This is a genomic window from Acinetobacter sp. YH12069 (assembly GCF_013419675.1).
Taxonomy (GTDB): Bacteria; Pseudomonadota; Gammaproteobacteria; order Pseudomonadales; family Moraxellaceae; genus Acinetobacter; species Acinetobacter amyesii.
The window spans coordinates 39,259-61,796 of the sequence record NZ_VOZS01000011.1; the positions used below are offsets into that span (position 1 = coordinate 39,259).

Consider the following 22,538-nt stretch of genomic DNA (forward strand, 5'->3'; position numbering starts at 1 on the left):
GATGATCCTTTTTTATGTTATCCGATTTTATTTATCCGAAGAAATTAACCCGTCCAGTTTTTACATCATACACCGCACCAACGATCGCCACTTTGCCTTCTTGCACTAACTGCCGTAGCACTTCACTATTTTGCAAAATATAGCGGATGTTGTAATGCACATTCATTTGCGTCACTTGCTCTAAAAATGCCGGACTCAGCGTTTGTGGTTGCATCAATTCGGCAACACGCGATACAGACTCATTGAGTGGCCCCAGCACATATTGAATATGTGGCATACGCGTCAGGCTTTGAATCGATTGACCAGCTAAATGCAACTGACAGGCACTGCTAACCGCACCACAGTCCGTATGACCAAGCACCACGATCACTTTGGCGCCTTTGGCTTCGCAGGCAAATTCTAATGAACCCAAAACTTTTTGCCCCGCTACATTCCCCGCTATACGTAAACTAAATAAATCACCAATTCCAACATCAAAGATCATTTCAGTCGGCGCACGAGAATCCATACAACCTAACACTGCCACAATCGGATGCTGCCCTTCTTCAGCGGTCACCCGCAGTTGCCGATAGATATCTCGTTGCAAACGCTCATTTTGTACAAAACGTTTATTGCCTGCTTTAAGCAAAGCGAGCACGTCCTCTGGGTTCAAACGTTGCTGTAAAGCTGCGGTACTGATATCTATATCTAATGCCGCCTCCTGCGCATCGGCATAGTGTGCCTTGAAACCAATCAACTGTACTTGCACTTTACGCTGCACAGCCTTTTCCTGTTGGTACTCTTGAATGAGTTGGAAAATATCAGCATCCATATCACTCACATGTGTGGCATCAATCACCACTTGTTCACCGCGATGGATATGTTCCAATGCCGAGATTAATGCCGACCGGTTGAGAAAACTGACTTGTGAAGGCAATTCAATCCGTGTAATCACCCCATGTAAATGATGCTCTTTATACACCTTCAGCCCCTTATTAAAATTGGCATATAAAATGAAGGCCGCACTACTGGCTAAACCAATCAAGATTCCGAGCAATAAGTCTGTGAATAAAATCGCCAATAAGGTAATAATAAAAGGAATAAATTGTTTCCAACCTTTTAAATACAGCTGTTTAAACAATTTGGGATGTGTCAGTTTAAAACCTGTGAGGATTAAAATTGCAGCTAATGCTGAAAGCGGAATCATGTTCATCAAAGGCACTAAACACAGCACGGCAAACAAGAGCAATACGCCATGAAAGATGGCAGAACATTTACTTTTAGCTCCAGCACTGGCATTGACCGAACTACGAACAATTACTGACGTTAGCGGCATCCCGCCGATAACGCCCGAAACGACATTGCCGATGCCTTGCGCCCATAACTCTCGGTTGGGGGTGAAGAGCGCTTATGCGGATCCAATTTATCTGCTGCTTCTAAATTCAATAAAGTTTCTAATGACGCCACGACCGCCAAAGTGATAGCACCCGTGTAAATCAGAGGATTATTTAAAGCGGTCCAATCTGGAAAAATCATCACATTTTGTGGCTGATCCCAAAGATTTGGAAGTTGGATGAGGTTCGATGGATGAACTGCCAAAGGCGAACCACTAAGCACCAACATGGCATTACATAGTGCAGCGAGGACTACAGCAACCAAGGCTGAAGGCAGAACCCAGTTTTTGCATGGACTCCTCTCCCAAAGCAACATCAAGACAATGCTACCTATACCGATCAGAACGGCACCGATATCCCATTGCAAATCGAGCGGCTGTGACTGCCACAGCACAGACCATGAAAATTGGTTCAAGCCAAACAAATAAGGTATTTGACTCCCAATCAAGATCAGACCGATAGCTGCCAACAAACCCAATATGACATTGTTCGGAATAAAGTTGGCAAAGAAACCGAGCCGAAATATGCCAAATCCAATCTGTAAAATACCGGCAAAAACAATACACAATAAAAAGGCGGCATAGTTGCCGCCCAGTAATTCAAGCTGTACCAAAATGACTGCTGTTAAACCTGCTGCTGGGCCTGCAACACTGATATGTGAGCCACTCAGTACCCCAACTAAAATACCACCGACAATGCCAGCAATAATGCCAGAGAGAATCGGTGCGCCAGAAGCCAATGCAATGCCGAGGCATAGCGATAAAGCTACGAGAAATACCACTGTTCCAGATAAAAAGTCGTGAATATGAAATCGATGTCGTTCAATTTTAGATGTCATCATTTTACCGTTTATAATAAATATCAAATAATTAGATGTAAGTATGTAAAGCCTAAAGTTTGTGACCACTTTATGGCGTGACTTATATTGTCTGACAATCGAACGATTCTATAGTGTGTTTTGATACGTGATTTGTGTGATTTTTACACTTTATTGCGAAGTTTAAGATTCAGCTCATTTATCTTTGATAGGCCTTAAAAGAAATAAAAAAACCTCCCAAATGGGAGGTTTTTTATAGCGTATTGAAACCACATTGCTTCAAAAAATTATACGTCGAATCATAATATTTCTTGGGACGAGTCCAGTCACTGTCATCTACAGATGGTATATACAACACCATACCTTGTCGCGCCCGAGTCAGTAGCACTCGATATGCATTTAACAGGTATTTCTGCTTTTCAGTTTGCCTTATATTTTGCCATCGACTACCTTTAAAGGCTTGAAATTGCCAATCTTGATCAAAATAAAAATTAATATCCCATGCCACGCAACTGTAATCTATTTCCAAGCCTTGCACATCAAACTCAGTTGCAATATCTTCCAAATAATACGCAGAACGTACATCTGTATTTGAATTCAAAAACCAATCTGCAGGTGTTATTTTATTCTTTACATCAATACCTTCGGCTTTTAAACGTCTGGCACCCGAACTAGCAATAACCCCAAAGCGCTCTGAACCCTTAGCCTTTCTTTTTAACCACTGTTTAGCAACATTAAAATCACGACAAAGCAGAATAGGATAATCTTGGGACATCATATGGTAAGTTTCTTTCGCGGACTTTGCATCACCATCTAATACATGTTGAATCAAATGTGAAACTTGTTCGCTGCGAAATGACCGGACAGAAACAGCAAGATGTAAATCTTCCTCATTTTTTCCATTTTTTTGAACCCAGAATTGTTGTTTAGGATCAGTTAAATAGACTTTATCCTGCAAAATTTTGTTAGAAAAGTAGATCTTCCATTTCGGGTATTTATGTTCTAATGCTGATAGCCATTCAGAAACACCTGCTTCTCCAGTGTTAATCTCCTGCCCACCACCAATCAGGCAAACAACGACACACCAATCAGCGTGGCGATCCATAACACTAATGAGAAACTCTGGTTCAGACATCGAAAAATTATCAATACCTTTTTTCTGTTTCATAAAGTTTGAAACCTGATCCTTTTGCCAGGCCCTTTGAGCTTCATCAAAAATAACGACTTTTTCGATTGGCACCTCATTTGATTTCAAATAATGATCTCTAAAATGATGAATATTTTGTATAAAGGCTTTGGCTTCACGTTCTGCCTCAGATCGCGTCTTTTTTTCTGTTTGTTGCTTAGCAAGTTCCACGGTATTTCGAACCAATGCTTCACGTAAAACATCAACTAAAGGACCATTCCCAGATAAAAATACAGAATGTTCTTGTTCATTTGTTTTTAAACGCTGGTTCGCAATATTAAGACCGGCCAATGTCTTTCCTGCACCAGGTACACCCGTTAAAAAACAAATCGTTTTTTTATTTGTTAATTTTGCATCTTCAATAATTTGTTCGATTTTTTTCGAAGTGATCGCTAAATTTTTTGCACCGGCATCACTTCTAGAAATTTCATCCACTGTATGACCTTGATATAACGCCTGAGCTGCTTCAATAATTGTGGGTGTTGGTTTATATCGAGACTCAACCCACTGTTTGATATTAAGTTGCGTAAGACCTGCAAATTGATCAAGCGCTTGTTCGATTACAATCCGTAAATTATGGGTGTTACAGCATAAAGTATCTTGATAAGTGGATACCGCTGACCATGACTGTTCACAACTTTGAGCTTGGGTTGAAATTAAAAGTGGTATGACCTTTTGCTGATGACTACCTTCATGAAAATTCAACAAATCCAAACAATAATCTATGACCTGAGTCTTAGCATATTGTGGGTAACTCTTTTCACCTACTTTAAATTCAATAACAAAAATTAAATTACGTATCAAAAGAATGTTATCTACGCGCTTACCCATCCGTGGAATAGAGAATTCAAAAAAGATTTCTCCCTCATCTAAAAAATCCAACTGTTGTTTTAAAATCTCAATTTGTTTTAACCAAGCGTTCTTTTGTAAATCTTCCAATGCAAATTCATGCTGTAGTGCCAAAGCCCCCATAATTTCTTGTTCATTTGTATGTATGAATTGTTGCACTGAACCCTGATAATAACTACGTAACATTATGGTCTTCTAAGTTTATTTAAGCTTTGATTGTTTTAATCTTATATAAAAAAACCTCCCAAATGGGAGGTTTTTTTAACAGTTAAAGATTACTTCGAACCTTTAATCCCTGCTTGTAATAACAACGCACCTAAACCACCAATTTTATTTTCTTGTGGTTTCGCTGCTTGAGGTTTTTTATGACCTTGTGGGCGGTCGCCTTGCGGACGGGCATGCTGTGGACGTTTCGCATGTGGCTTACGCTCACCACGTTGTTCTTGCTGCGCATTGTCACGACGTGGTTGACGTTGTGGTTTCGCTGCAGCAGCACCTTCTGCACGCATAGACAAGTTGACACGGTTACGTTCAACATCGACATTTAGTACACGAACTTGAACGATTTGACCTGGTTTCACGACTTTGTGCGGATCTGCAACAAATTCATTTGCAAGTTCAGAAATATGCACTAAACCGTCTTGGTGTACACCCACATCCACGAATGCACCGAAGTTCGTCACATTCGTAACCACACCTTCAAGCTGTAAGCCTTCAGTCAATTGACCAACTTCAGTGATGTCTTCACGGAATTTAGCCGTGCGGAACTCTGGACGCGGGTCACGACCTGGTTTCTCAAGTTCAGATAAAACGTCCTGAATCGTTGGCAAACCAAATTGATCATTTACAAATGCTGCTGCATCGACCTGACGAATAATTTCAGTATTACCAATAATATCTTTGACTGTGGTTGCTTTCGCTGCCACAATTTTTTCTACTAAACCATAAGATTCAGGGTGAACTGCAGATGCATCCAATGGTTCAGAACCATCCTGAATACGTAAGAAACCTGCTGCTTGTTCAAAGGTCCGCTCGCCTAAACGAGGTACTTTCTTCAAACTTTGACGGTTATCAAAACGACCATTTTCTTTGCGGAATTCAACGATTTGCTGTGCAATCGATTTGTTTAGACCCGCGATATAACCCAAGATTGCAGATGATGCTGTGTTCACATCTACACCAACTGAGTTCACGCAGTCTTCAACTACTGCTTCTAGTGTTTTTGCTAAACCTGTTTGGTTCACATCATGTTGATATTGACCCACACCAATCGATTTAGGATCAATCTTCACAAGTTCAGCCAATGGATCTTGTAAACGACGTGCAATCGACACAGCACCGCGGATTGATACATCTAAATCTGGCAATTCATTTGACGCCAATTCAGATGCTGAGTAAACCGACGCGCCTGCTTCAGATACCGACACACGAATCAAGTTCAAGTCTGTATTTGCTGCCATCATTTCAGCCACAACCGCTTCAGTTTCACGGCTTGCAGTACCATTACCAATCGCAATTAATTCAACATTGAATTCGCGGCAAAGGCGCGCAAGTTCAGCAACTGAACCAGCTTTGTCTTCTTTCGGAGCAAATGGGTAAATCGTGCTATGTGCAAGGACATCACCTGATGCATTCACAACAGCCAATTTCACACCCGTACGGATGCCTGGGTCTACACCCAATGTGCAACGTGCGCCTGCAGGAGCAGAAAGTAATAAATGACGTAGATTTTCAGCAAAGACATCCATCGCTTCAGCTTCAGCAGCCAAACGTTTTTCAGTCAATAATGAATGTTCAATCGCAGGACGAACTTTACCGAGCCAGAATAATTTTGCAGTTTGTTTTAAGAAATCTGCACGTGCTTGTGGTTGTGCTGTTTCTAAATTGTATTCAGTATCAATACGAGCCAATGGTGCATCATCTTCACCATCGACTTTTAAGCCCAAGACATTTTCTTGACGGCCACGGAGCATCGCCAATAAACGGTGTGAAGGAACTTTGTTTAAGCTTTCAGAGAAATCAAAGTAATCACGGAATTTTTTACCGACTTCTTTTTTCTCATCGCTTGCAACTAAACTTTTCAACACTGCAGTTTTCGCAAATGTCGCTTTTAGCTCAGTGGTTAATGCAATATTTTGTGCCCAGTCATCAATTAAAATGTGTTGAATCGCATCAAGTTGACTTTCAACATCTGCATAATCTTCATGACTAAAACCAACTAAAGCTTCGGTTGGGTCTACCGCTTCATTAAAGATTTTTTCAGCGATTGGGCCTAAACCGGCTTCTTTGGCTTTAAATGATTTACTGGTACGTTTTGGACGGTACGGCGCGTAAATCTCTTCTAAAGCATTTTTCGTTTCTGCTGCATTCACTCGAGCAAGTAGGTCATCAGATAACTTGTTTTGTTCTTTTAGAGATTCGATTACCTTTTCACGGCGCTCAAATAAATCACGCAGGTAAGTCAGACGTGTATCGAGCTGACGTAATTGAGTATCGTCCAGACCTTGCGTCACTTCTTTACGGTAACGTGCGATAAATGGAACACTGGCACCTTCATCAATGAGCTTGATGGCAGCTTCAATTTGATTTGGACGTACGGCAATTTCTTTTGCCAACTGCTGAACTAAGTCAGTCATCGTATTAGATCCCTGCAAGGATAAGTTCTAAAAGCCATGATTATAAAGACCAAGACCATAAAATCCACAATTGTTTTTATAAATTTATTCGTGGTTTTTAATGCCAATTCATCTCAAATACACATTTTTTTACGAAACTGACTATGAAACAGCAAATTAGCGAGACTTAGACAAGCAAACTGATTCGAACAACATGTATACATTTGGTATCTATGTCTTGATTTTAACTGCAATATTTGTTGCTTTAGAGCATAGTAAATTTATATAAATGAATCGTATACTCAAGTGAAATCGACTTTTTGTTTACGATGACAATAAAGAATAAGGAGCACGTCATGAGTTTAGTTGTACCTGCTGAAAAAACAGATGCCGTACAAGCCGAAACCGACCGAGTCGAACGCATTCTGGTTGTCGATGATGATGTGCGTCTACGCACCCTCTTACAACGCTTCCTAGAAGATAAAGGTTTTGTGGTCAAAACCGCACATGATGCGACTCAGATGGATCGTCTGTTGCAGCGGGAACTCTTTTCCCTGATTGTGCTCGACTTTATGTTACCTGTTGAAGATGGCTTGAGTATTTGTCGCCGTCTGCGCCAATCTAGCATCGATACCCCAATCATTATGCTGACCGCTCGTGGTAGTGATTCAGACCGTATTGCTGGACTTGAAGCCGGTGCAGATGACTATTTACCAAAACCATTCAACCCGAATGAGCTTTTGGCACGTATTCGTGCCGTATTACGTCGTCAAGTGCGTGAAGTTCCGGGCGCACCAAGCCAACAAATGGAAGTGGTGTCTTTTGGTCCTTGGTCACTCGACCTGTCTACTCGTACATTAACCCGTGAAGGTCAAGTCGTCACATTAACAACGGGTGAATTTGCCGTACTCAAAGCATTAGTTCAACACCCACGTGAACCACTGACACGCGACAAGTTAATGAATCTTGCTCGTGGTCGTGAATGGGGTGCTATGGAACGTTCAATTGACGTTCAAGTTTCTCGCCTGCGTCGTTTGGTTGAAGAAAACCCAGCACGTGCGCGCTATATTCAAACCGTTTGGGGCGTAGGTTATGTCTTTGTTCCAGATGGTGCTGAATAAGCCATAAAATAAGACCTGAGAATCGAGCCACCGTACCTCATGTCCGGAAATGCCATTCGCTGCTGTCTGAGTCACTTAAAATTGAATGAATAAAAGTAATGTGCGCGAGTTCAGCGAATGGCAAAAATTTTGGTTACTTTTTTAAAAAGTAACATAACGAACTCCTCCCAAAGAACGTTCCAGCAGTAAGATTCCATCGCAAAGAATAAAAACTGCCTTTCAAAAAATTTGCTTAAAGGATTCTGCGTGAAACTCGAACCCATCGACCCACAGGAATTTACCGACTACGTTACCTACTCCGAAAAAAAACGGACACCTTGGGAACGCTTCCTCGATAAAATCAAACCCCGCTCTGCAGCCATGCGGACCACCGTATTGGTCTTATTTGTGGTGTTTTTTAGCCTGTTTATGTCCTTATGGTTCTTTTGGCGCACACTCTATTTACCCGAAATTCAACAACATGCTCGTTACCTCGCGGTCGAGCTTGAAATCATTAACAATCCTGATTTACGGATTTTTCATAACAATGCCGAAGTGGATGTCGACGACTGGATGCGCAACCGTGTCGGGATCGAATATGTGACCGATCCGAAAGAATTCCCCAATGTCAAAGACAAAGTCATTGCAGAGTTCTTTACCAATCAAATTGAAAAGAAACTGGCCAAAGAAATGCGCATTGATAATGCGACCGTGTATTTCCAATTTAAACCTGACCCACGCATCTGGATTCAAACTCCAGAAATGAATGGCAACTGGGTTCGCGAGCCTTTAAAAACCTATGCCAACTATAGCGCAGAGCTGATTTTAGGCTGGTTATTGGGTATTCCGCTGATTGCTGGCATCATTATCTTAACCTTGGTTCGTCAGCTCAACCGTCCACTAAAACGTTTACAAGATGCGGCAAACAACTATAGTAAACACGGCACTGCACCTTATTTAGAAACCAACCATGGGCCACAAGAAATCCGTGAAGTAAACCAAGCCTTTAACCACATGGTCTACACGCTGGAACAAACTGAACGTGATCGCCGCATCATGTTGGCCGGTATTTCCCACGATTTGCGTACTCCGCTGACCCGTATTCGACTCAGCGCAGAAATGATGCCTGATGATGACTTCCTAAAAGAAGGTCTGATTTACGATGTTGAAGATATGGATGCAATTCTGAATCAGTTCATTTCGTATATGCGAGATGGCTCTGATGAGGTTCCGCAAGATACTGATTTAAATGCGCTATTGCAGGAATTAGTGATTCAATTTAAACCTTTAGATATTCGCTTTGAACCTCAAGACTTACCGATTATTCAAGCACGTAGCCTGTCCTTAAAACGATTAATAGGCAACTTAATCAATAACTCAAAACGCTATGGTGCCGAGCCGATTGAACTGTCTACCGAATATGAAGGTGACCATATTCAAATTCGCGTTGCCGATAATGGCGAAGGGATTCCTGAAGACCAAATTGAAGACCTGATGCAACCTTTTGTACGTGGTAATGATGCACGTACCATTCAAGGCAGTGGACTCGGTTTAGCCATTGTAAAACGTATTGTGGATATTCACGAAGGTCAACTTTCAATTCACAATCGAGCAGAAGGTGGACTCGAAGCGATCATTTCTTTACCACTGCAAAAACTCGAAAATGATGAAATATTAAACAACAGCCCATTGGAAAAAATTAAGCAAAGTTTAACTGAACGCTTTTAACAAGCGTTCAAAAAAGCAACGAACAGTTTTGTTTAAGCTTTAACCATTGATATTTTTAACTTTATTATTCAGTAGTTTAAAAAACATAATAAAATCTTATACCCACATTTTTTCAAAAAATTAGACCTTAGCCTAACAGGTATGCAAAATGGCTTTTTTGATCGGTACAATCCGTATCAGTTTTGAGAATTTCACGAGAGTATATGATGTCTTTAGATCGCATCCGTTTAGCTGCCCTTCACGACAAAGTTATCAGCGCAGAAAAAGCTGCTGAATTCATTCAGGATGGTATGACGGTAGGTATGAGTGGTTTCACACGCGCAGGTGAAGCGAAAGCTGTACCTTTAGCGTTGGTTCAACAGGCTCATGCTAATCCTCTTAAAATTACCCTAATTACTGGCGCGAGCTTGGGTAACGATTTGGACAAAAAATTGACTGAAGCAGGTGTTCTTGCTCGTCGTTTACCGTTCCAAGTAGACAATACATTACGTAAAGCCATCAACAAAGGCGAAGTGATGTTCATCGATCAGCATTTGTCTGAAACAGTTGAACAAATGCGTAACCTTCAGCTTAAAAAGCCTGATGTGGCAATTATTGAAGCTGTTGCGATCACTGAAGATGGTGGCATCATCCCTACAACTTCTGTAGGTAACTCTGCAAGCTTCGCAATTTTTGCTGAAAAAGTGATTGTTGAAATCAACACCAACTTAAGCCCAGCATTCGAAGGCTTACACGATATTTATATCCCAACGTATCGTCCAACACGTCAAGCGATTCCATTGACTCAAGTTGACGAACGTATTGGTACACATGCAATCAACATCGATCCTTCAAAAATCGTAGGTATCGTATTTAACAACGAATTGCATGACTCTCCATCTACAGTGACTGCACCTGATGATGAAACTCAAGGTATTGCAAACCACCTGATCGCTTTCTTTGAAAAAGAAGTAGAAGAAGGTCGTTTACCGAAAAACCTTGGTCCATTACAAGCAGGTATCGGTTCAATTGCAAACGCAGTATTGACTGGTCTTAAAGATTCAAACTTTGAAGACTTGATCATGTACTCTGAAGTACTTCAAGACTGTACATTTGAATTGATCGACGCAGGCAAAATGAAATTTGCTTCAGGTTCTTCTATTACGCTTTCTGCTAAATATGGCGAAAAAGTATTTAATAACCTTGAACAATACAAAGACAAACTTGTATTACGTCCACAAGAAATTTCGAACCATCCAGAACTTGTACGTCGTTTAGGTATCATCGGTATCAACACTGCGCTTGAGTTTGATATCTACGGTAACGTGAACTCAACTCACGTTTGCGGTACAAAAATGATGAACGGTATCGGTGGTTCAGGTGACTTCGCACGTAATGCACACTTGGCGATCTTCGTGACTAAATCAATTGCAAAAGGCGGCGACATTTCTTCTGTTGTTCCATTTGCTTCTCACATTGACCATGCTGAACACGACGTTGACATCTTAGTTACTGAACAAGGTCTTGCTGACTTACGTGGTCTTGCTCCACGTGAACGTGCTCGTGCAGTAATCGACAACTGTGCTCACCCTATGTACCGTGATGCGCTAAATGATTACTTCGACCGTGCATGTGCGAAAGGTGGTCAAACACCTCACCTTCTACGTGAAGCATTGTCTTGGCACATCAACTTCGAAGAGAACGGCCACATGTTAGCTGCTCAACCAGAAGTTAAAACTGCTTAATTGACAGTGAAATAAGAAAACGCTCTTCGGAGCGTTTTTTTTATGGCTTTTATTTTTCAATATGACTTATCAAGTCTGCAAAACTCGACTAATCTAAATTGGTCAAAATACATGCTAAAACAAAAATTATGTTTATTATCCGCCCCTATCTCGAATCTGATTTAGATGAAGTGATTGCACTTTGGGAACTGTGTGATCTGACCCGTCCATGGAATAACCCTGAAATTGATATATTTCGAAAATTGGCTCAACGTGACCAACTATTTTTATTGGCTGTCAAAGATGATCAATTAATCGCAACTGTCATGGGTGGCTATGATGGACACCGAGGCTGGGTCAATTATCTTGCCGTACATCCACATTTTCAGCGAAATGGCGTCGCTACCGCCCTCATTCAGCAATTAGAAAAACGCTTAATTGCTTTAGGTTGCCCCAAACTTCAATTACTGATTCGCCAAGACAACATTGACGTACAAAATTTTTATGAACAATTGGGCTATGAAGAGGTTGAGGTAATTTGTTTGGGTAAACGTTTAATCACAGATTAGATGTCCCGACAGATCATCGTTCAAGCGTTGTAATCGCATCAAAAAATTCCACATTACGCCATCTCGACAAAAATGGTTTGCATTGCTTGGCTTTAAATTTTAGGATTTGCCCCCATCATTTTCCCAGAACATAGAAAAGAGATTTCCCATGCGTGTAGATATCTGGTCAGACGTGGTTTGCCCATTTTGTTATATTGCGAAAAAACGCCTTGAAGCTGCTGCCGAAGAATCGGGTGTAGAACTTGAAGTGTTTTGGCATAGCTATCAACTTGATGCAGATGCGCCCGCTCGCCTAGAAATTTCTAATACTGAACGTCTGGCTCAAAAATATGGCCGTAGTATTGAAGAAGTTGAAGAAATGCAGCGCAATATTGCCGAAATGGCAAAAGCTGAAGGTATTGAATTTAACTGGCAAAAAGCCAATTCAGGCAATACTTTCAACGCGCACCGCTTGATTCATCTTGCACAAAGCAAAGGTCTCGGTAGTGAAGCCAAAGAAGCGTTCTTCTATAGCTATATGACGCAAGGCTTGGCCATTGGTGAACGTGAAACCATAGAAGATGTTGCATCTCGTATTGGTCTAAACCCTGTTGAAGTTGATGACTTATTAGACTCAGATGAATTTGCCGATTTCGTTAAATACGACGAAGAAGTAGCACGCGACCAACTTAAAGTCACCGGTGTACCGTTTTTTGTCTTTGAGCAACGTATTGCATTAGCTGGCGCTCAACCGAAAGACGTGTTTAAACAAGTGATGGACAAAGCTGCGGAACTTCCTGAACTTGCTCCTACACCTGTATGTAATGATGAAAGCTGTGAAACGCCTGAAAAATAATTCAGCGTGTTCAAACAAAAATCCCCGAACTTCGGGGATTTTTTATGATCAGTTTTTAACATCAATAAAATGAAACTTATTCCACCAAGAAGCTGATTTTTAAGTTCACTCGATATTCTGCAATTTTATTGTCTTTCACCACGACTTTTTGTTCATTAATCCATGCACCCTGAACGTTTTTCACAGTTTCAGTGACTTTATTAATTCCCGTTTGAATTGCATCTTCAAAACTTTTTGTGCTACTTGCATTTACTTCAACGACTTTAGCAACAGACATTGTATTTATCCTCATTGTTATGATTTTGAATCTTCATCATATGATTAAGTCGCTTATTTTGGTTATTTTTTAAACATCAAAACAGCAAAATATTACATGTCTTACACAGGAGTGAATTCCACTTCGAGGGATTACAAACTGACCATCATTTATTACATGCTTTCTGTTTAAGCTGCGGTCGCTTCCGATTAGGCTAAAAGCTTCATTCTTCTAATGATCATGCTCGGGAGTAATGTCATGACAATTGAACCTCAAGTAACTTCTGCTGAAACCGATCTATCTACCAATACAACCCCTCAAGCAACCGCCAACGAGTCGCAAACAGGGAAGAATAGCTTTCTCTCGCGTTTTTCTCCGACCGTCAAAGGTGCTGCGATCGGTGCTGTTGCAGGCAGTATTTTGCCCGTTTTTGGCACGATCAGCGGTGCCATTATTGGTGGTATCGCAGGCAAAGTCTATGAAAAGAAATGTGCCAAACATTCATAGATTTTTCATCTTTATCTGAGTGATACAACGCTGTCACTCAGCCACCAAAAGCTCTAGAGCAATAACTCTAATAGATTGTTTTATATAAATAAAAATTCATACCGTTTATCTTGCGTTGCCGAATCGATCATTTTTAATTGATTATTTTTTGATATTATTTTCACATAAATTCAAGTGATTAATTTTCTCCCTGACTCAATTTTGAGTCACTAATGATTGATAGGAATACACAAATGAACGCAATCAAATATGCTATGGCTGTTGCTGTGATGGCGCTTTCTGCAACTGTTTCTGCACAAATCGTTTATGTACCAGATTTTCCAGTAAAAAAAGCTGTGACTGCTGAAACTGCCAATGCAGAGAGCCAAGCTCCAGCTGCTGATACAACTGAAGTTATAACAAACACAGAAAAAAAAGCTTAATTTTTAGCTGATTTTTCCAAAAAAAACCGATGGCTCCCACCATCGGTTTTTTATTTTATATGCCTTTACTTTGGGCTTTATTCTTTACTTAACATTAAAAATGAACTTCTAAAAGCGCTCGATCGCTGATGATGAATTCAAAAAAATTGATCAAACCATACCGCTATATCTTTTGCAAAACCTATCTTTAAGCTAATGATTTGGTATTATTTTTAAACAAAATGCGCATTAATTGTCATATTTAACGCTTAATTTGCAGAAGCTGACATTTATTTCCATGTTTTTTTTAATGAAATCTCTATAATCAAATTAACTAATCGACTTCTTTATTTTTAAATTTACATTGTCCTATGCAAGAACTTCAGGCACTGATACAAGGAAAAATTTCACCGCAGGTTATAGATATTGAACGCCTGATTGAATTGGCCAATACATATCGAAACCCGAATTCGGCTGAATATAAATTAGTAGAACTTGCAACCAATATTGTATTGGCTAAATATTTAGAAAAAGCACAAAAAGTCCTTTAGGAAGTGGACAAATGAATTTACAAGAGAAAGTACAATTAATAAAAGAAATCTATGTACTGACCCATCAACTTGAACACCGTGCTTTGAGTTTTTATGAAACTGCGCTTTCTAAACGTCGGATTCATGAAATTTTTGCCTTATGCGATGAACCGATTTTTCAAAAGCAAATATTAAGTTATCGTGCATTAACTAAGCCACAAATGGCTGCAACTGAATTTTCCAAACAAACGCCATATTCATTGTTATTTCGTGGCTATTTTAACCATGATGCTGCACTCGAAAGTGATTTATATCAATATCCAGAAATGGGTTGGGCCTTGCTGCATGACCATGAGTTAGGTTGGCAAGTGTGGATGATTCCAGCCAAACAGCGCACGGCTTTACTCAGTGAATGGGGCAATTTTAGCGAATGCTATGATTGGTTAATTGAGCAACAACAGCTATATAAATGTTTAATCAGTGATACCGATCTACGTCTACATGCCGTACGCCTAAAAGAAGAAGTCAGCACAGCACCAAGCAATGTTGCAGCAAGTGTGGATATCCTACTGCCGATTGAAACGATAAATAATGACGTATCTGTCGATCTAGATCATAGCGAGAAGCAAATCAATGAAGCGGATCTGTTGCTTGATAACTCAAATACAGATAAACCGGAGCCTTCTGCACCTGATACCGCTCCTCTTGTTCTAATTGAGCAACCAACACATGCGCCATCAGAGGAACATCTCAACTCGACAATGGCAGGCGTTGAACTTACTGAACAGATTCAAATCGCTCAATACACCGCTCGCGTTCAAACGCTGCAAAATATCGATGCGCAATTGGCCTTGTATGAATTGCAGTTTATGGATCAGCCTGAACTCACAACGCAGCTTGATGTTCTATTGCATACGACAGATGGTACAGATTGGAAAAACCAGCCGCTGTATTTAGCAGAACAAATCAATACCGAAGGTCGCTTCATCAAATATCTCTTGTTGTTTGGTGCGCAAACGCAGATGGAAGCCATTCGACTCTCTCGGCTATTTTGCCAACAACATCAACATGAACTTGCTGCGATTAAAGTCTTATCATGGGACAATCTAGAACAACTCTGTGCTGAACCTGATCAGCTCTATCAACAGTCTCAGCAGGCTGAAATGATTTGGTCGCAAAACGACCATTACCCCTTTATCCCGGCACAATTAATTCATACGCAAAAATTCATTCATTTTGATGAACCTGAACCGACGCTACATACCCCGTTGTTATTATTACAAGAACGTCAAAAAATACGGTTAATCCACGGTCAAAAACGCATGGCACTCTTGCGTACCGAACAAGCCCTTCCCTATTTGATCCTCCATCGACAGCAAGGTTTAAATTGGCAGAGCATCCAAAATGTGATCCAACAATTACCTCAACCCATTGATGTGATTTCGCTTTATCAAGCACTTAAGCAAATGACCCAAGATTAATTGCATTTATTTTGTAGTTTGGCTTGCATTTATCCGACAAAAATAACAAAACTACAGATGCAGGATACTCAGATGATAATTAAATAGAGCCAAAACATATGCATAAAAAACAACAGTACTTTATTCGGACTTTGCTTTTTTCCGCATCAATGAGCTTGATGTATCAAGTTGCTTGGGCTAATGAAACTGATGCTGTCGTCAATGAAACTGAGGGTGAACATTCGCAGGATGTGCCTGAAACTGAGCAAAATTCATCGTATATCACGCCAAAGACCTATGATTTTTTAGATCAAATTCCACGTTGGATTGATGCAACACCGACCTTCTTACCTGAACAATCAGATCACCCCATTGTTCCGACAACAGAACAAACGGAAAATAATAGCTGGACCGATCGACAACAGAAGAAAGTCCGAAATTGGGCAGATCGAACGGCCGTTCGCATGGATAACTGGTTTGGGCAAAGTGAGCCTGATAAACCAGCCAATGCTACCCTTAGGGTGATTTTAGACAACAGTTGGAATAAGCACGATGAATACGAAATTAAGCCACGTATTCGCGGTAAAATTAAGCTTCCCACTTTAGAAAAAAAATTGAGTGTGGTCTTTGGTGATGACTCACTTGATAATGAATTAGAAAATAATGCTGCAATTACCAATGAAAACCCTGCGGGGCGTAGTGATAAAAATTATGACAATAAGCAAACCCGTGAAGATAACAGTTCGCTCGCGTTACGTTGGTCAGAAATTTCAGATCGACTGCCCTTCGAAACTGACGTTGATCTAGGTTTACGTTCTGGTGATGACCTATATGTCCGCTTAAAAGCAGCTAAAAAATGGCAACTCGACAATGATTACAGTTTTTTAGCCGAACAAATTTATCGTTATGGTATCGATAGTGAAAATTATCTAAGAACCAATTTAGAATTAACCCATGCCCGTCCAGGCCAACCCTTTATCTCAAACCAATTCAACCTGACCTATGCAGATGCACAGGATGATGATCTGAAATGGGATAACTTCAGTTACCGCCAACACCAATTTTTTAAAGGTAACCGATTCAACTACGGCCTATATACAGGTGGTTTTTACAATAACGATCAACTGCGTTTAAACAGTTGGGGACCCTATGTATCATGGCGACAGCCCTTTCTACGTGAATGGTTTTATATCCAAGGTGATCTCAACTACCTCAACAACCATCGTGACGATAAAAGCCACTTTGTGGGCGCTTTAGTGCGCCTTGAAGCCTTGTTCTAGAACCCGCTATTTCACAGCGAATAAAAAGCCCATCTCAACAGGATGGGCTTTTTTTAAATAACTCAGCTTCAATTTTTCTTAATCACACGCACACGATCATTACGTAGAATACTCGGCTGTTTTTCAGCGACTTTTTTCACTTTAGGAAAACTATACTGAACACGATCATTTCACATCACACGGCGACTATCTACAAAAGGATTAATATCATATTGTGCGATTTGTTTTGAAACCTGCACACGGTCATTACGCACCATTTTTTGCTTAGCGCTATCTGCCTGAGCAGATTGCATGAGACCCATAGAGAGCAGCGAGCCCACTGCAGCGATCACTAAAATTTTCATCTTAAGATTCCCAACACTTAATGATCGTTATTATAGATTAATTATTTATTTTTAATTTATTTTAAAGATTGAAACATGGACGTTTTTATTCATGTGCTCTATCGAAAAACCAAATAAAAAACCTCCCGAAGGAGGTTCATTTCATATCTACCGTTACTTCAGCAATAAGCTGTTAATCCGTTTAATGTATTGGGCAGGATCTTCGGGTAAACCGCCTTCAGCAATCAACGCCTGATCAAAAATAACATTTGCTAAGTCATCAAACTGCACCGAACTTTCTAATTTTTGTACCAACGGATGGGATGGATTGATTTCCAAGACTGGTTTTGACTCGGGAACCGCTTGTCCTGCTTGTTTTAGCATACGGACCAGTTGCGGTGATAACTCACCCTCAGCCACCACCAAACACGCAGGAGAGTCCACTAAACGTGTTGTTACACGCACTTCAGAGGTCTTATCTTTTAACGCATCCGACAGTTTTTCAACAACAGGTTTAAACTGCTCAGCAGCTTCCTCAAGTGCTTTCTTCTCTTCAGCATCTTGTAGATCACCCAAATCAACTGCACCTTTCGATACATTCTGTAATGGTGTTCCATCAAACTCAAAAACAAATTCCATCGCCCACTCATCCACTCGTTCAGTCATGAGCAGCACTTCGATACCTTTTTTCTTGAACAATTCAAGTTGTGGTGAGTTTTTCGCAGCATTTAAACTATCAGCAGTCACATAGTAAATTGCCTTTTGGCCTTCTTTCATATTGGCTTTATAGTCTGCAAATGATGTTTTCACTTCATCATTATTTGACGAAGCAAAGCGTAATAATTTTAGAATACGCTCACGATTCGCCATGTCTTCGCCTAAGCCTTCTTTTAAGACTGAACCAAACTCAGCGTAGAATTTTGCAAACTTCTCTTGATCAGCAACATCTTCAGATTTCGCCAAACCATCTAGCACCGTTAAAATACGGCGGGCGTTACCTTCACGAATCGTTTTAACGTCGCGACTTTCTTGTAATAATTCACGGCTTACATTAAGTGGTAAGTCTGCGCTATCCACCACACCTTGAACAAAACGTAAATAATTTGGAATCAAATTATCCGCATCATCCATGATAAATACACGTTTCACATACAGCTTAATTCCTGCTTTAGCTTCACGTGTGAAAATATTGCTTGGTGCGCGAGATGGAATATAAAGTAACTGTGTATATTCCGTACTTCCCTCTACACGGTTGTGTGTCCACGCAAGCGGGGCTTCAAAATCATGGCTCAGGTTTTTATAAAACTCAGTATATTGTTCTTCACTGATCTCATTTTTATTACGCGTCCATAATGCACTTGCTGAGTTAATCGCTTCCCATTCATCCGTCAGTACATATTGACCAGGTTTTGCGTCTTCGCCTTCGGCAGCTTCCTCTTGTTGCCAAACTTCTTTCTGCATCTCAATTGGCAAACTAATATGATCAGAGTATTTATTAATAATCTGCTTAACTTTGTAACGATCTAAATAATCTAGAGCATCCTCGCGTAAATGCAAAATGATGTCGGTTCCACGTGAAGCCTTATCAATTGGCTCTACATCAAACTCACCTGTACCATTACTAACCCAACGTACCCCTTCAGCGGCATTTACCCCAGCACGACGTGATTCCACTGTAATTTTTTCAGCAACAATAAAACCTGAATAGAAGCCCACACCAAATTGACCAATCAATTGTGCATCTGACTTTTGATCACCCGTAAGCTTCGACATAAAATCTTTAGTGCCAGACTTAGCAATCGTACCCAAATGATCAATCGCTTCTTGTTGTGTCATACCAATACCATTATCCGAAATGGTAATTGTCTTCTGCTCTTTATTTAAATGAATACGCACATGTAAATCTGGATCATTTTCATAATATTCAGGATGGTTAATCCCTTCAAAACGTAATTTATCACAGGCATCAGATGCGTTTGATACTAACTCACGAAGGAAAATTTCAGGATTTGAATATAAAGAATGTGTTACTAAATGCAGTAACTGAGCCACTTCCGCTTGGAAGCTGTGTTTTTGAGATTGTTGTTCGCTCATCAGTCTCTCCGTTCATACTGAGTAAAATTATCAATTGCCTATATGAATGGAGGGACTTCACTATTTTTCAATAGTGTGAATGGAAAATTTTTATTCTATCGCACTAAATTTTAAGGTTTAAAAAGGTCCTTGTTTATAAACGCGGTCCATGTAGAGATCCAGTTTTTGCTGCCGCATTTTATATACATCACTTAAACAACTGACATTGTCACGGCACTGATCGCGTAGTTGTAGCCATTTTATTTGTTGATCTTGAATTGCACCACGTGTCCCCATGGGAACTAAATGACGAATAATCGTATAGGTCGTGGCCATTTTGACATCGGCATCATTAATACTCCGGTTATCACAAACCGCATGTTCGGTAATGGTTTTCGCCTTTTTACAATCAAAACTTGCGGCATAACTTGTCGAAATAAAATAAGCACTGCCCAAGACCAGCATACCCTGAATAATTTTTTTCATCGTCTTTTCTCTTCTTCCAACTTGCTGATTTATTTCGACTCTAACAGTTCCACCTAAATTTTCTATTGCCTATTTGTTCAATTCGATCAACTGATGGATGGAATATGCTGCATAAAAAAACCCTGCCATTCGACAGGGTTTTAAAATTAGCTACAGCTTAGAATTTGTAGCTATAACCAATTGTATACACCATTGGATCGATATCTAAATCAAAAGTTGTAACATCTTTAATTTCAACTTCTGGGCTGATCTGTGCATAACGCGCATCAAAGAAAACACCCCAGTTTTTTGCATCAGCTGGCTGGTAGTTAAAACCGACTTGACCTGCAAAACCAAAGTCTTCTTTTACTTTTACTTTAGCACCAGCTAAATCACCACTTGCTTTTTCATCCCACGCAACAAATGCTGTACCACCTACACCAATATACGGTGTGAAACGTGTTGAATTTTTAAAGTTATATTTTGCAGTAATTGTAGGTGGCAAATGTTTGACCTTCACACCAGCATCTACAGCACCTGTAACATTTACATCATGACTTATTGGCGTTGCCAAAAGTAATTCAGCTGAAATGTTGTCATTAAAGAAATATTCAATTGATGGTGTAAATGCATATTCATGATCTGCTTCAACATTTACTGCGCCGTTTAAAATACTTGTGTCAGAAGTAGGGGCTACCACAGAACCACCAACTTTCACTTGCCATTGACCAGCCATCGCTGAAGCAGACATACCCAATAATGCAATAAGAGCAGCTTGTTTTAACATTTTAAAGCAACCTTCTAGAATGAATAATTAATATTAAACATTAGTATTAAAATTATGCAACATTATTATTTTATAAATTTTTACATTATTATATAAATCATTATTAATTATATATATTTATTTTAATCATAGTGCAATGCTTGGTTTTATATTTTCACCGTTATAATTAATTTATTATTCATAATATACCAACCTTTTTAATCAGAATTAATAAAATGAATTATTTTAATCCAACCAAAATCCTCAGGATTAAATAACAAAAAAGGCGATTATATAATCGCCTTTTTTATTTATCTTTGAAAATTTTTTAGAGTACCATTGCGGCAATCCAACCAAAGATCATTAATGGAATATTGTAGTGAATGAAGGTCGGGACCACACTGTCTTTCATGTGGTCATGCTGACCATCCATATTAAGGCCTGATGTTGGGCCTAAAGTTGAGTCTGATGCCGGAGAACCTGCATCTCCTAAAGCTGCTGCTGTACCAATAATGGCAATCGTTGCCGCTGGGCTAAAACCAAATTGAATACAAAGTGGTACATAAATAATGGCCAAAATTGGGATTGTTGAGAATGAAGAACCAATACCTAAGGTAATTAATAGCCCTATCAATAGCATCCAAAATGCAGCTAAACCTCGGCTGTTTCCAATCCATTCAACCGAAGCTTGTACCAGTATTGGTACTTGATTCGTAGCCTCAATCACAGATGCAAAGCCCTGCGCAGAAATCATAATGAAACCAACCAGTGCCATCATGCGCATACCACTGATAATGACATCATCGGCTTCTTTCCACTTAAAAATACCTGCACAGCTTAAGATCGCAACACCAACCAGACCCGCCAAAATCATCGACTCAGATATGACTTGAACAGAAAGCGTAGCAACTACTGCTACCGCAGCCATGATCAAAGTAAATTTAGCGACTTGTGGTTTACCATTTTCATCTGCTTTTACATCAGATGAGATGGTGTGCTGTGATTCCTTAACCTGAACGTCAGCATACTCTCGTGGTTTACGGTAGCTATAAAAAACAGCAATTAATAAGCCAACAAACATCCCAAATACTGGAATTGCCATAGCAGTTGGAATTTGATCATAGCTGATGTTGAAACCGTATGGCTTACCAAAGGTATTGATGTTTTGACCTAAAATATCATTAAGGAAAATAGCACCAAAACCAAAAGGTACCAGCATATAAGTCGCCACAAGACCAAAAGTCAGAACACAAGCAATCAAACGACGGTCAAGTTTTAAATGATTAAATACACTGAGTAATGGTGGAATTAATACTGGAATAAACGCAATGTGCACTGGAATCACGTTTTGTGAACATACGGCGGCTAAAGCGATAGTAGCGAAAATTACGTATTTCACGCGATTCTGGGCTTTCACATTACTGTTACCTTTGAGTTTAGTAATGAGTTGATAAGCCAGTAAATCTGGCAAACCTGAACGCGCAAGTGCCAAAGCAAATGCCCCCAACACGCCATAAGCAAGTGCGATTTGAGCACCGTTGCCTAAGCCACTATTAAACGCTTCGATGGTGCCATGAATACCAAGACCAGCTAACAAGCCACCTGTTACTGCACCAATGATCAGCGCAAATACAACAGGCACGCGTGCCAGCGACAGTCCAAACATGACTGTAATTGCGGCAAGAATAGCAAACATAAGAAA

The 22,538-nt window shown here is 40.0% G+C and carries 18 protein-coding genes and 1 pseudogene; 10 read left to right on the forward strand and 9 right to left on the reverse strand.

Annotated elements, in window-relative coordinates:
- Positions 1-31 precede the first annotated feature (31 nt).
- The 3 genes and pseudogenes from FTU16_RS09735 to FTU16_RS09745 form a co-directional block, all read right to left on the reverse strand.
- Positions 32-2,211: pseudogene (locus FTU16_RS09735) on the reverse strand (SulP family inorganic anion transporter).
- 232 nt (positions 2,212-2,443) lie between these two features.
- Entirely contained in the window at positions 2,444-4,411 is a 1,968-nt protein-coding gene (locus FTU16_RS09740) for a DUF2075 domain-containing protein (RefSeq protein ID WP_180048785.1), read from the reverse strand.
- An 89-nt stretch (positions 4,412-4,500) separates the two neighbouring features.
- Positions 4,501-6,861: a Tex family protein gene (locus FTU16_RS09745; protein WP_180163162.1), complete on the reverse strand. Its 2,361-nt coding sequence runs from the start codon at positions 6,859-6,861 to the stop codon at positions 4,501-4,503.
- 335 nt (positions 6,862-7,196) lie between these two features.
- On the opposite strand from FTU16_RS09745, the gene ompR reads away from it, so the two are divergent.
- From ompR to FTU16_RS09770, 5 genes are all read left to right on the forward strand, one after another.
- Complete coding sequence (ompR, locus tag FTU16_RS09750; protein ID WP_078189809.1) at positions 7,197-7,961, forward strand: two-component system response regulator OmpR; 765 nt, start codon at positions 7,197-7,199, stop codon at positions 7,959-7,961.
- Positions 7,962-8,207: 246 nt separating this feature from the next.
- The gene (locus FTU16_RS09755; protein ID WP_111885830.1) at positions 8,208-9,668 is read left to right on the forward strand and encodes an ATP-binding protein; all 1,461 of its coding nucleotides are present in this window, start codon (positions 8,208-8,210) and stop codon (positions 9,666-9,668) included.
- Between the two features lie 206 nt (positions 9,669-9,874).
- Positions 9,875-11,392 (forward strand): acetyl-CoA hydrolase/transferase family protein, encoded by a 1,518-nt coding sequence (locus FTU16_RS09760; protein ID WP_180007250.1) that lies wholly within the window; start codon positions 9,875-9,877, stop codon positions 11,390-11,392.
- A 128-nt stretch (positions 11,393-11,520) separates the two neighbouring features.
- Positions 11,521-11,940, forward strand: a complete 420-nt coding sequence (locus tag FTU16_RS09765) for a GNAT family acetyltransferase (RefSeq protein WP_168377983.1) — start codon at positions 11,521-11,523, stop codon at positions 11,938-11,940.
- Between the two features lie 148 nt (positions 11,941-12,088).
- Positions 12,089-12,775, forward strand: a complete 687-nt coding sequence (locus FTU16_RS09770; RefSeq protein ID WP_078189812.1) for a DsbA family protein — start codon at positions 12,089-12,091, stop codon at positions 12,773-12,775.
- Positions 12,776-12,851: 76 nt separating this feature from the next.
- Here the strand turns inward: FTU16_RS09770 and FTU16_RS09775 are convergent, their stop codons facing one another.
- A complete protein-coding gene (locus FTU16_RS09775; RefSeq protein WP_067761311.1) occupies positions 12,852-13,052 on the reverse strand; it encodes a dodecin family protein in 201 nt (66 codons plus the stop codon).
- Positions 13,053-13,289: 237 nt separating this feature from the next.
- On the opposite strand from FTU16_RS09775, the gene FTU16_RS09780 reads away from it, so the two are divergent.
- The 5 genes from FTU16_RS09780 to FTU16_RS09800 all read left to right on the forward strand — a co-directional run bounded on the left by FTU16_RS09780 (position 13,290) and on the right by FTU16_RS09800 (position 17,209).
- Positions 13,290-13,538, forward strand: coding sequence for a glycine zipper domain-containing protein (locus FTU16_RS09780; RefSeq protein WP_218950844.1), 249 nt, complete (start codon positions 13,290-13,292; stop codon positions 13,536-13,538).
- A gap of 233 nt (positions 13,539-13,771) precedes the next feature.
- A complete protein-coding gene (locus tag FTU16_RS09785; RefSeq protein ID WP_111885834.1) occupies positions 13,772-13,960 on the forward strand; it encodes a hypothetical protein in 189 nt (62 codons plus the stop codon).
- Positions 13,961-14,310: 350 nt separating this feature from the next.
- Complete coding sequence (locus tag FTU16_RS09790) at positions 14,311-14,490, forward strand: hypothetical protein (protein ID WP_078189814.1); 180 nt, start codon at positions 14,311-14,313, stop codon at positions 14,488-14,490.
- A gap of 11 nt (positions 14,491-14,501) precedes the next feature.
- Complete coding sequence (locus tag FTU16_RS09795; RefSeq protein ID WP_180163163.1) at positions 14,502-15,950, forward strand: hypothetical protein; 1,449 nt, start codon at positions 14,502-14,504, stop codon at positions 15,948-15,950.
- A 98-nt stretch (positions 15,951-16,048) separates the two neighbouring features.
- Entirely contained in the window at positions 16,049-17,209 is a 1,161-nt protein-coding gene (locus FTU16_RS09800; protein WP_180022685.1) for a hypothetical protein, read from the forward strand.
- 170 nt (positions 17,210-17,379) lie between these two features.
- On the opposite strand, the gene FTU16_RS09805 is transcribed toward FTU16_RS09800, so the two are convergent.
- The 5 genes from FTU16_RS09805 to FTU16_RS09825 form a co-directional block, all read right to left on the reverse strand.
- Positions 17,380-17,553: a hypothetical protein gene (locus FTU16_RS09805; RefSeq protein WP_180163164.1), complete on the reverse strand. Its 174-nt coding sequence runs from the start codon at positions 17,551-17,553 to the stop codon at positions 17,380-17,382.
- 153 nt (positions 17,554-17,706) lie between these two features.
- Entirely contained in the window at positions 17,707-19,626 is a 1,920-nt protein-coding gene (gene htpG, locus FTU16_RS09810; RefSeq protein WP_180163165.1) for a molecular chaperone HtpG, read from the reverse strand.
- 117 nt (positions 19,627-19,743) lie between these two features.
- Entirely contained in the window at positions 19,744-20,091 is a 348-nt protein-coding gene (locus FTU16_RS09815) for a lysozyme inhibitor LprI family protein (RefSeq protein ID WP_078189819.1), read from the reverse strand.
- A gap of 157 nt (positions 20,092-20,248) precedes the next feature.
- A complete protein-coding gene (locus tag FTU16_RS09820; protein WP_180035020.1) occupies positions 20,249-20,857 on the reverse strand; it encodes an OmpW family protein in 609 nt (202 codons plus the stop codon).
- A 307-nt stretch (positions 20,858-21,164) separates the two neighbouring features.
- Positions 21,165-22,532: a Na+/H+ antiporter family protein gene (locus FTU16_RS09825; protein ID WP_180007047.1), complete on the reverse strand. Its 1,368-nt coding sequence runs from the start codon at positions 22,530-22,532 to the stop codon at positions 21,165-21,167.
- Positions 22,533-22,538 lie beyond the last annotated feature (6 nt).

Excerpts from the sequence above, each read along its gene's own strand:
- FTU16_RS09740 (WP_180048785.1), bottom strand. The coding sequence starts at position 4,411 with ATGTTACGTAGTTATTATCAGGGTTCAGTGCAACAATTCATACATACA.
- FTU16_RS09745 (WP_180163162.1), bottom strand. The coding sequence starts at position 6,861 with ATGACTGACTTAGTTCAGCAGTTGGCAAAAGAAATTGCCGTACGTCCA.
- ompR (WP_078189809.1), top strand. The coding sequence starts at position 7,197 with ATGAGTTTAGTTGTACCTGCTGAAAAAACAGATGCCGTACAAGCCGAA.
- FTU16_RS09760 (WP_180007250.1), top strand. The coding sequence starts at position 9,875 with ATGTCTTTAGATCGCATCCGTTTAGCTGCCCTTCACGACAAAGTTATC.
- FTU16_RS09765 (WP_168377983.1), top strand. The coding sequence starts at position 11,521 with ATGTTTATTATCCGCCCCTATCTCGAATCTGATTTAGATGAAGTGATT.
- FTU16_RS09770 (WP_078189812.1), top strand. The coding sequence starts at position 12,089 with ATGCGTGTAGATATCTGGTCAGACGTGGTTTGCCCATTTTGTTATATT.
- FTU16_RS09775 (WP_067761311.1), bottom strand. The coding sequence starts at position 13,052 with ATGTCTGTTGCTAAAGTCGTTGAAGTAAATGCAAGTAGCACAAAAAGT.
- FTU16_RS09780 (WP_218950844.1), top strand. The coding sequence starts at position 13,290 with ATGACAATTGAACCTCAAGTAACTTCTGCTGAAACCGATCTATCTACC.
- FTU16_RS09785 (WP_111885834.1), top strand. The coding sequence starts at position 13,772 with ATGAACGCAATCAAATATGCTATGGCTGTTGCTGTGATGGCGCTTTCT.
- FTU16_RS09790 (WP_078189814.1), top strand. The coding sequence starts at position 14,311 with ATGCAAGAACTTCAGGCACTGATACAAGGAAAAATTTCACCGCAGGTT.
- FTU16_RS09795 (WP_180163163.1), top strand. The coding sequence starts at position 14,502 with ATGAATTTACAAGAGAAAGTACAATTAATAAAAGAAATCTATGTACTG.
- FTU16_RS09800 (WP_180022685.1), top strand. The coding sequence starts at position 16,049 with ATGCATAAAAAACAACAGTACTTTATTCGGACTTTGCTTTTTTCCGCA.
- FTU16_RS09805 (WP_180163164.1), bottom strand. The coding sequence starts at position 17,553 with ATGAAAATTTTAGTGATCGCTGCAGTGGGCTCGCTGCTCTCTATGGGT.
- htpG (WP_180163165.1), bottom strand. The coding sequence starts at position 19,626 with ATGAGCGAACAACAATCTCAAAAACACAGCTTCCAAGCGGAAGTGGCT.
- FTU16_RS09815 (WP_078189819.1), bottom strand. The coding sequence starts at position 20,091 with ATGAAAAAAATTATTCAGGGTATGCTGGTCTTGGGCAGTGCTTATTTT.
- FTU16_RS09820 (WP_180035020.1), bottom strand. The coding sequence starts at position 20,857 with ATGTTAAAACAAGCTGCTCTTATTGCATTATTGGGTATGTCTGCTTCA.
- FTU16_RS09825 (WP_180007047.1), bottom strand. The coding sequence starts at position 22,532 with ATGTTTGCTATTCTTGCCGCAATTACAGTCATGTTTGGACTGTCGCTG.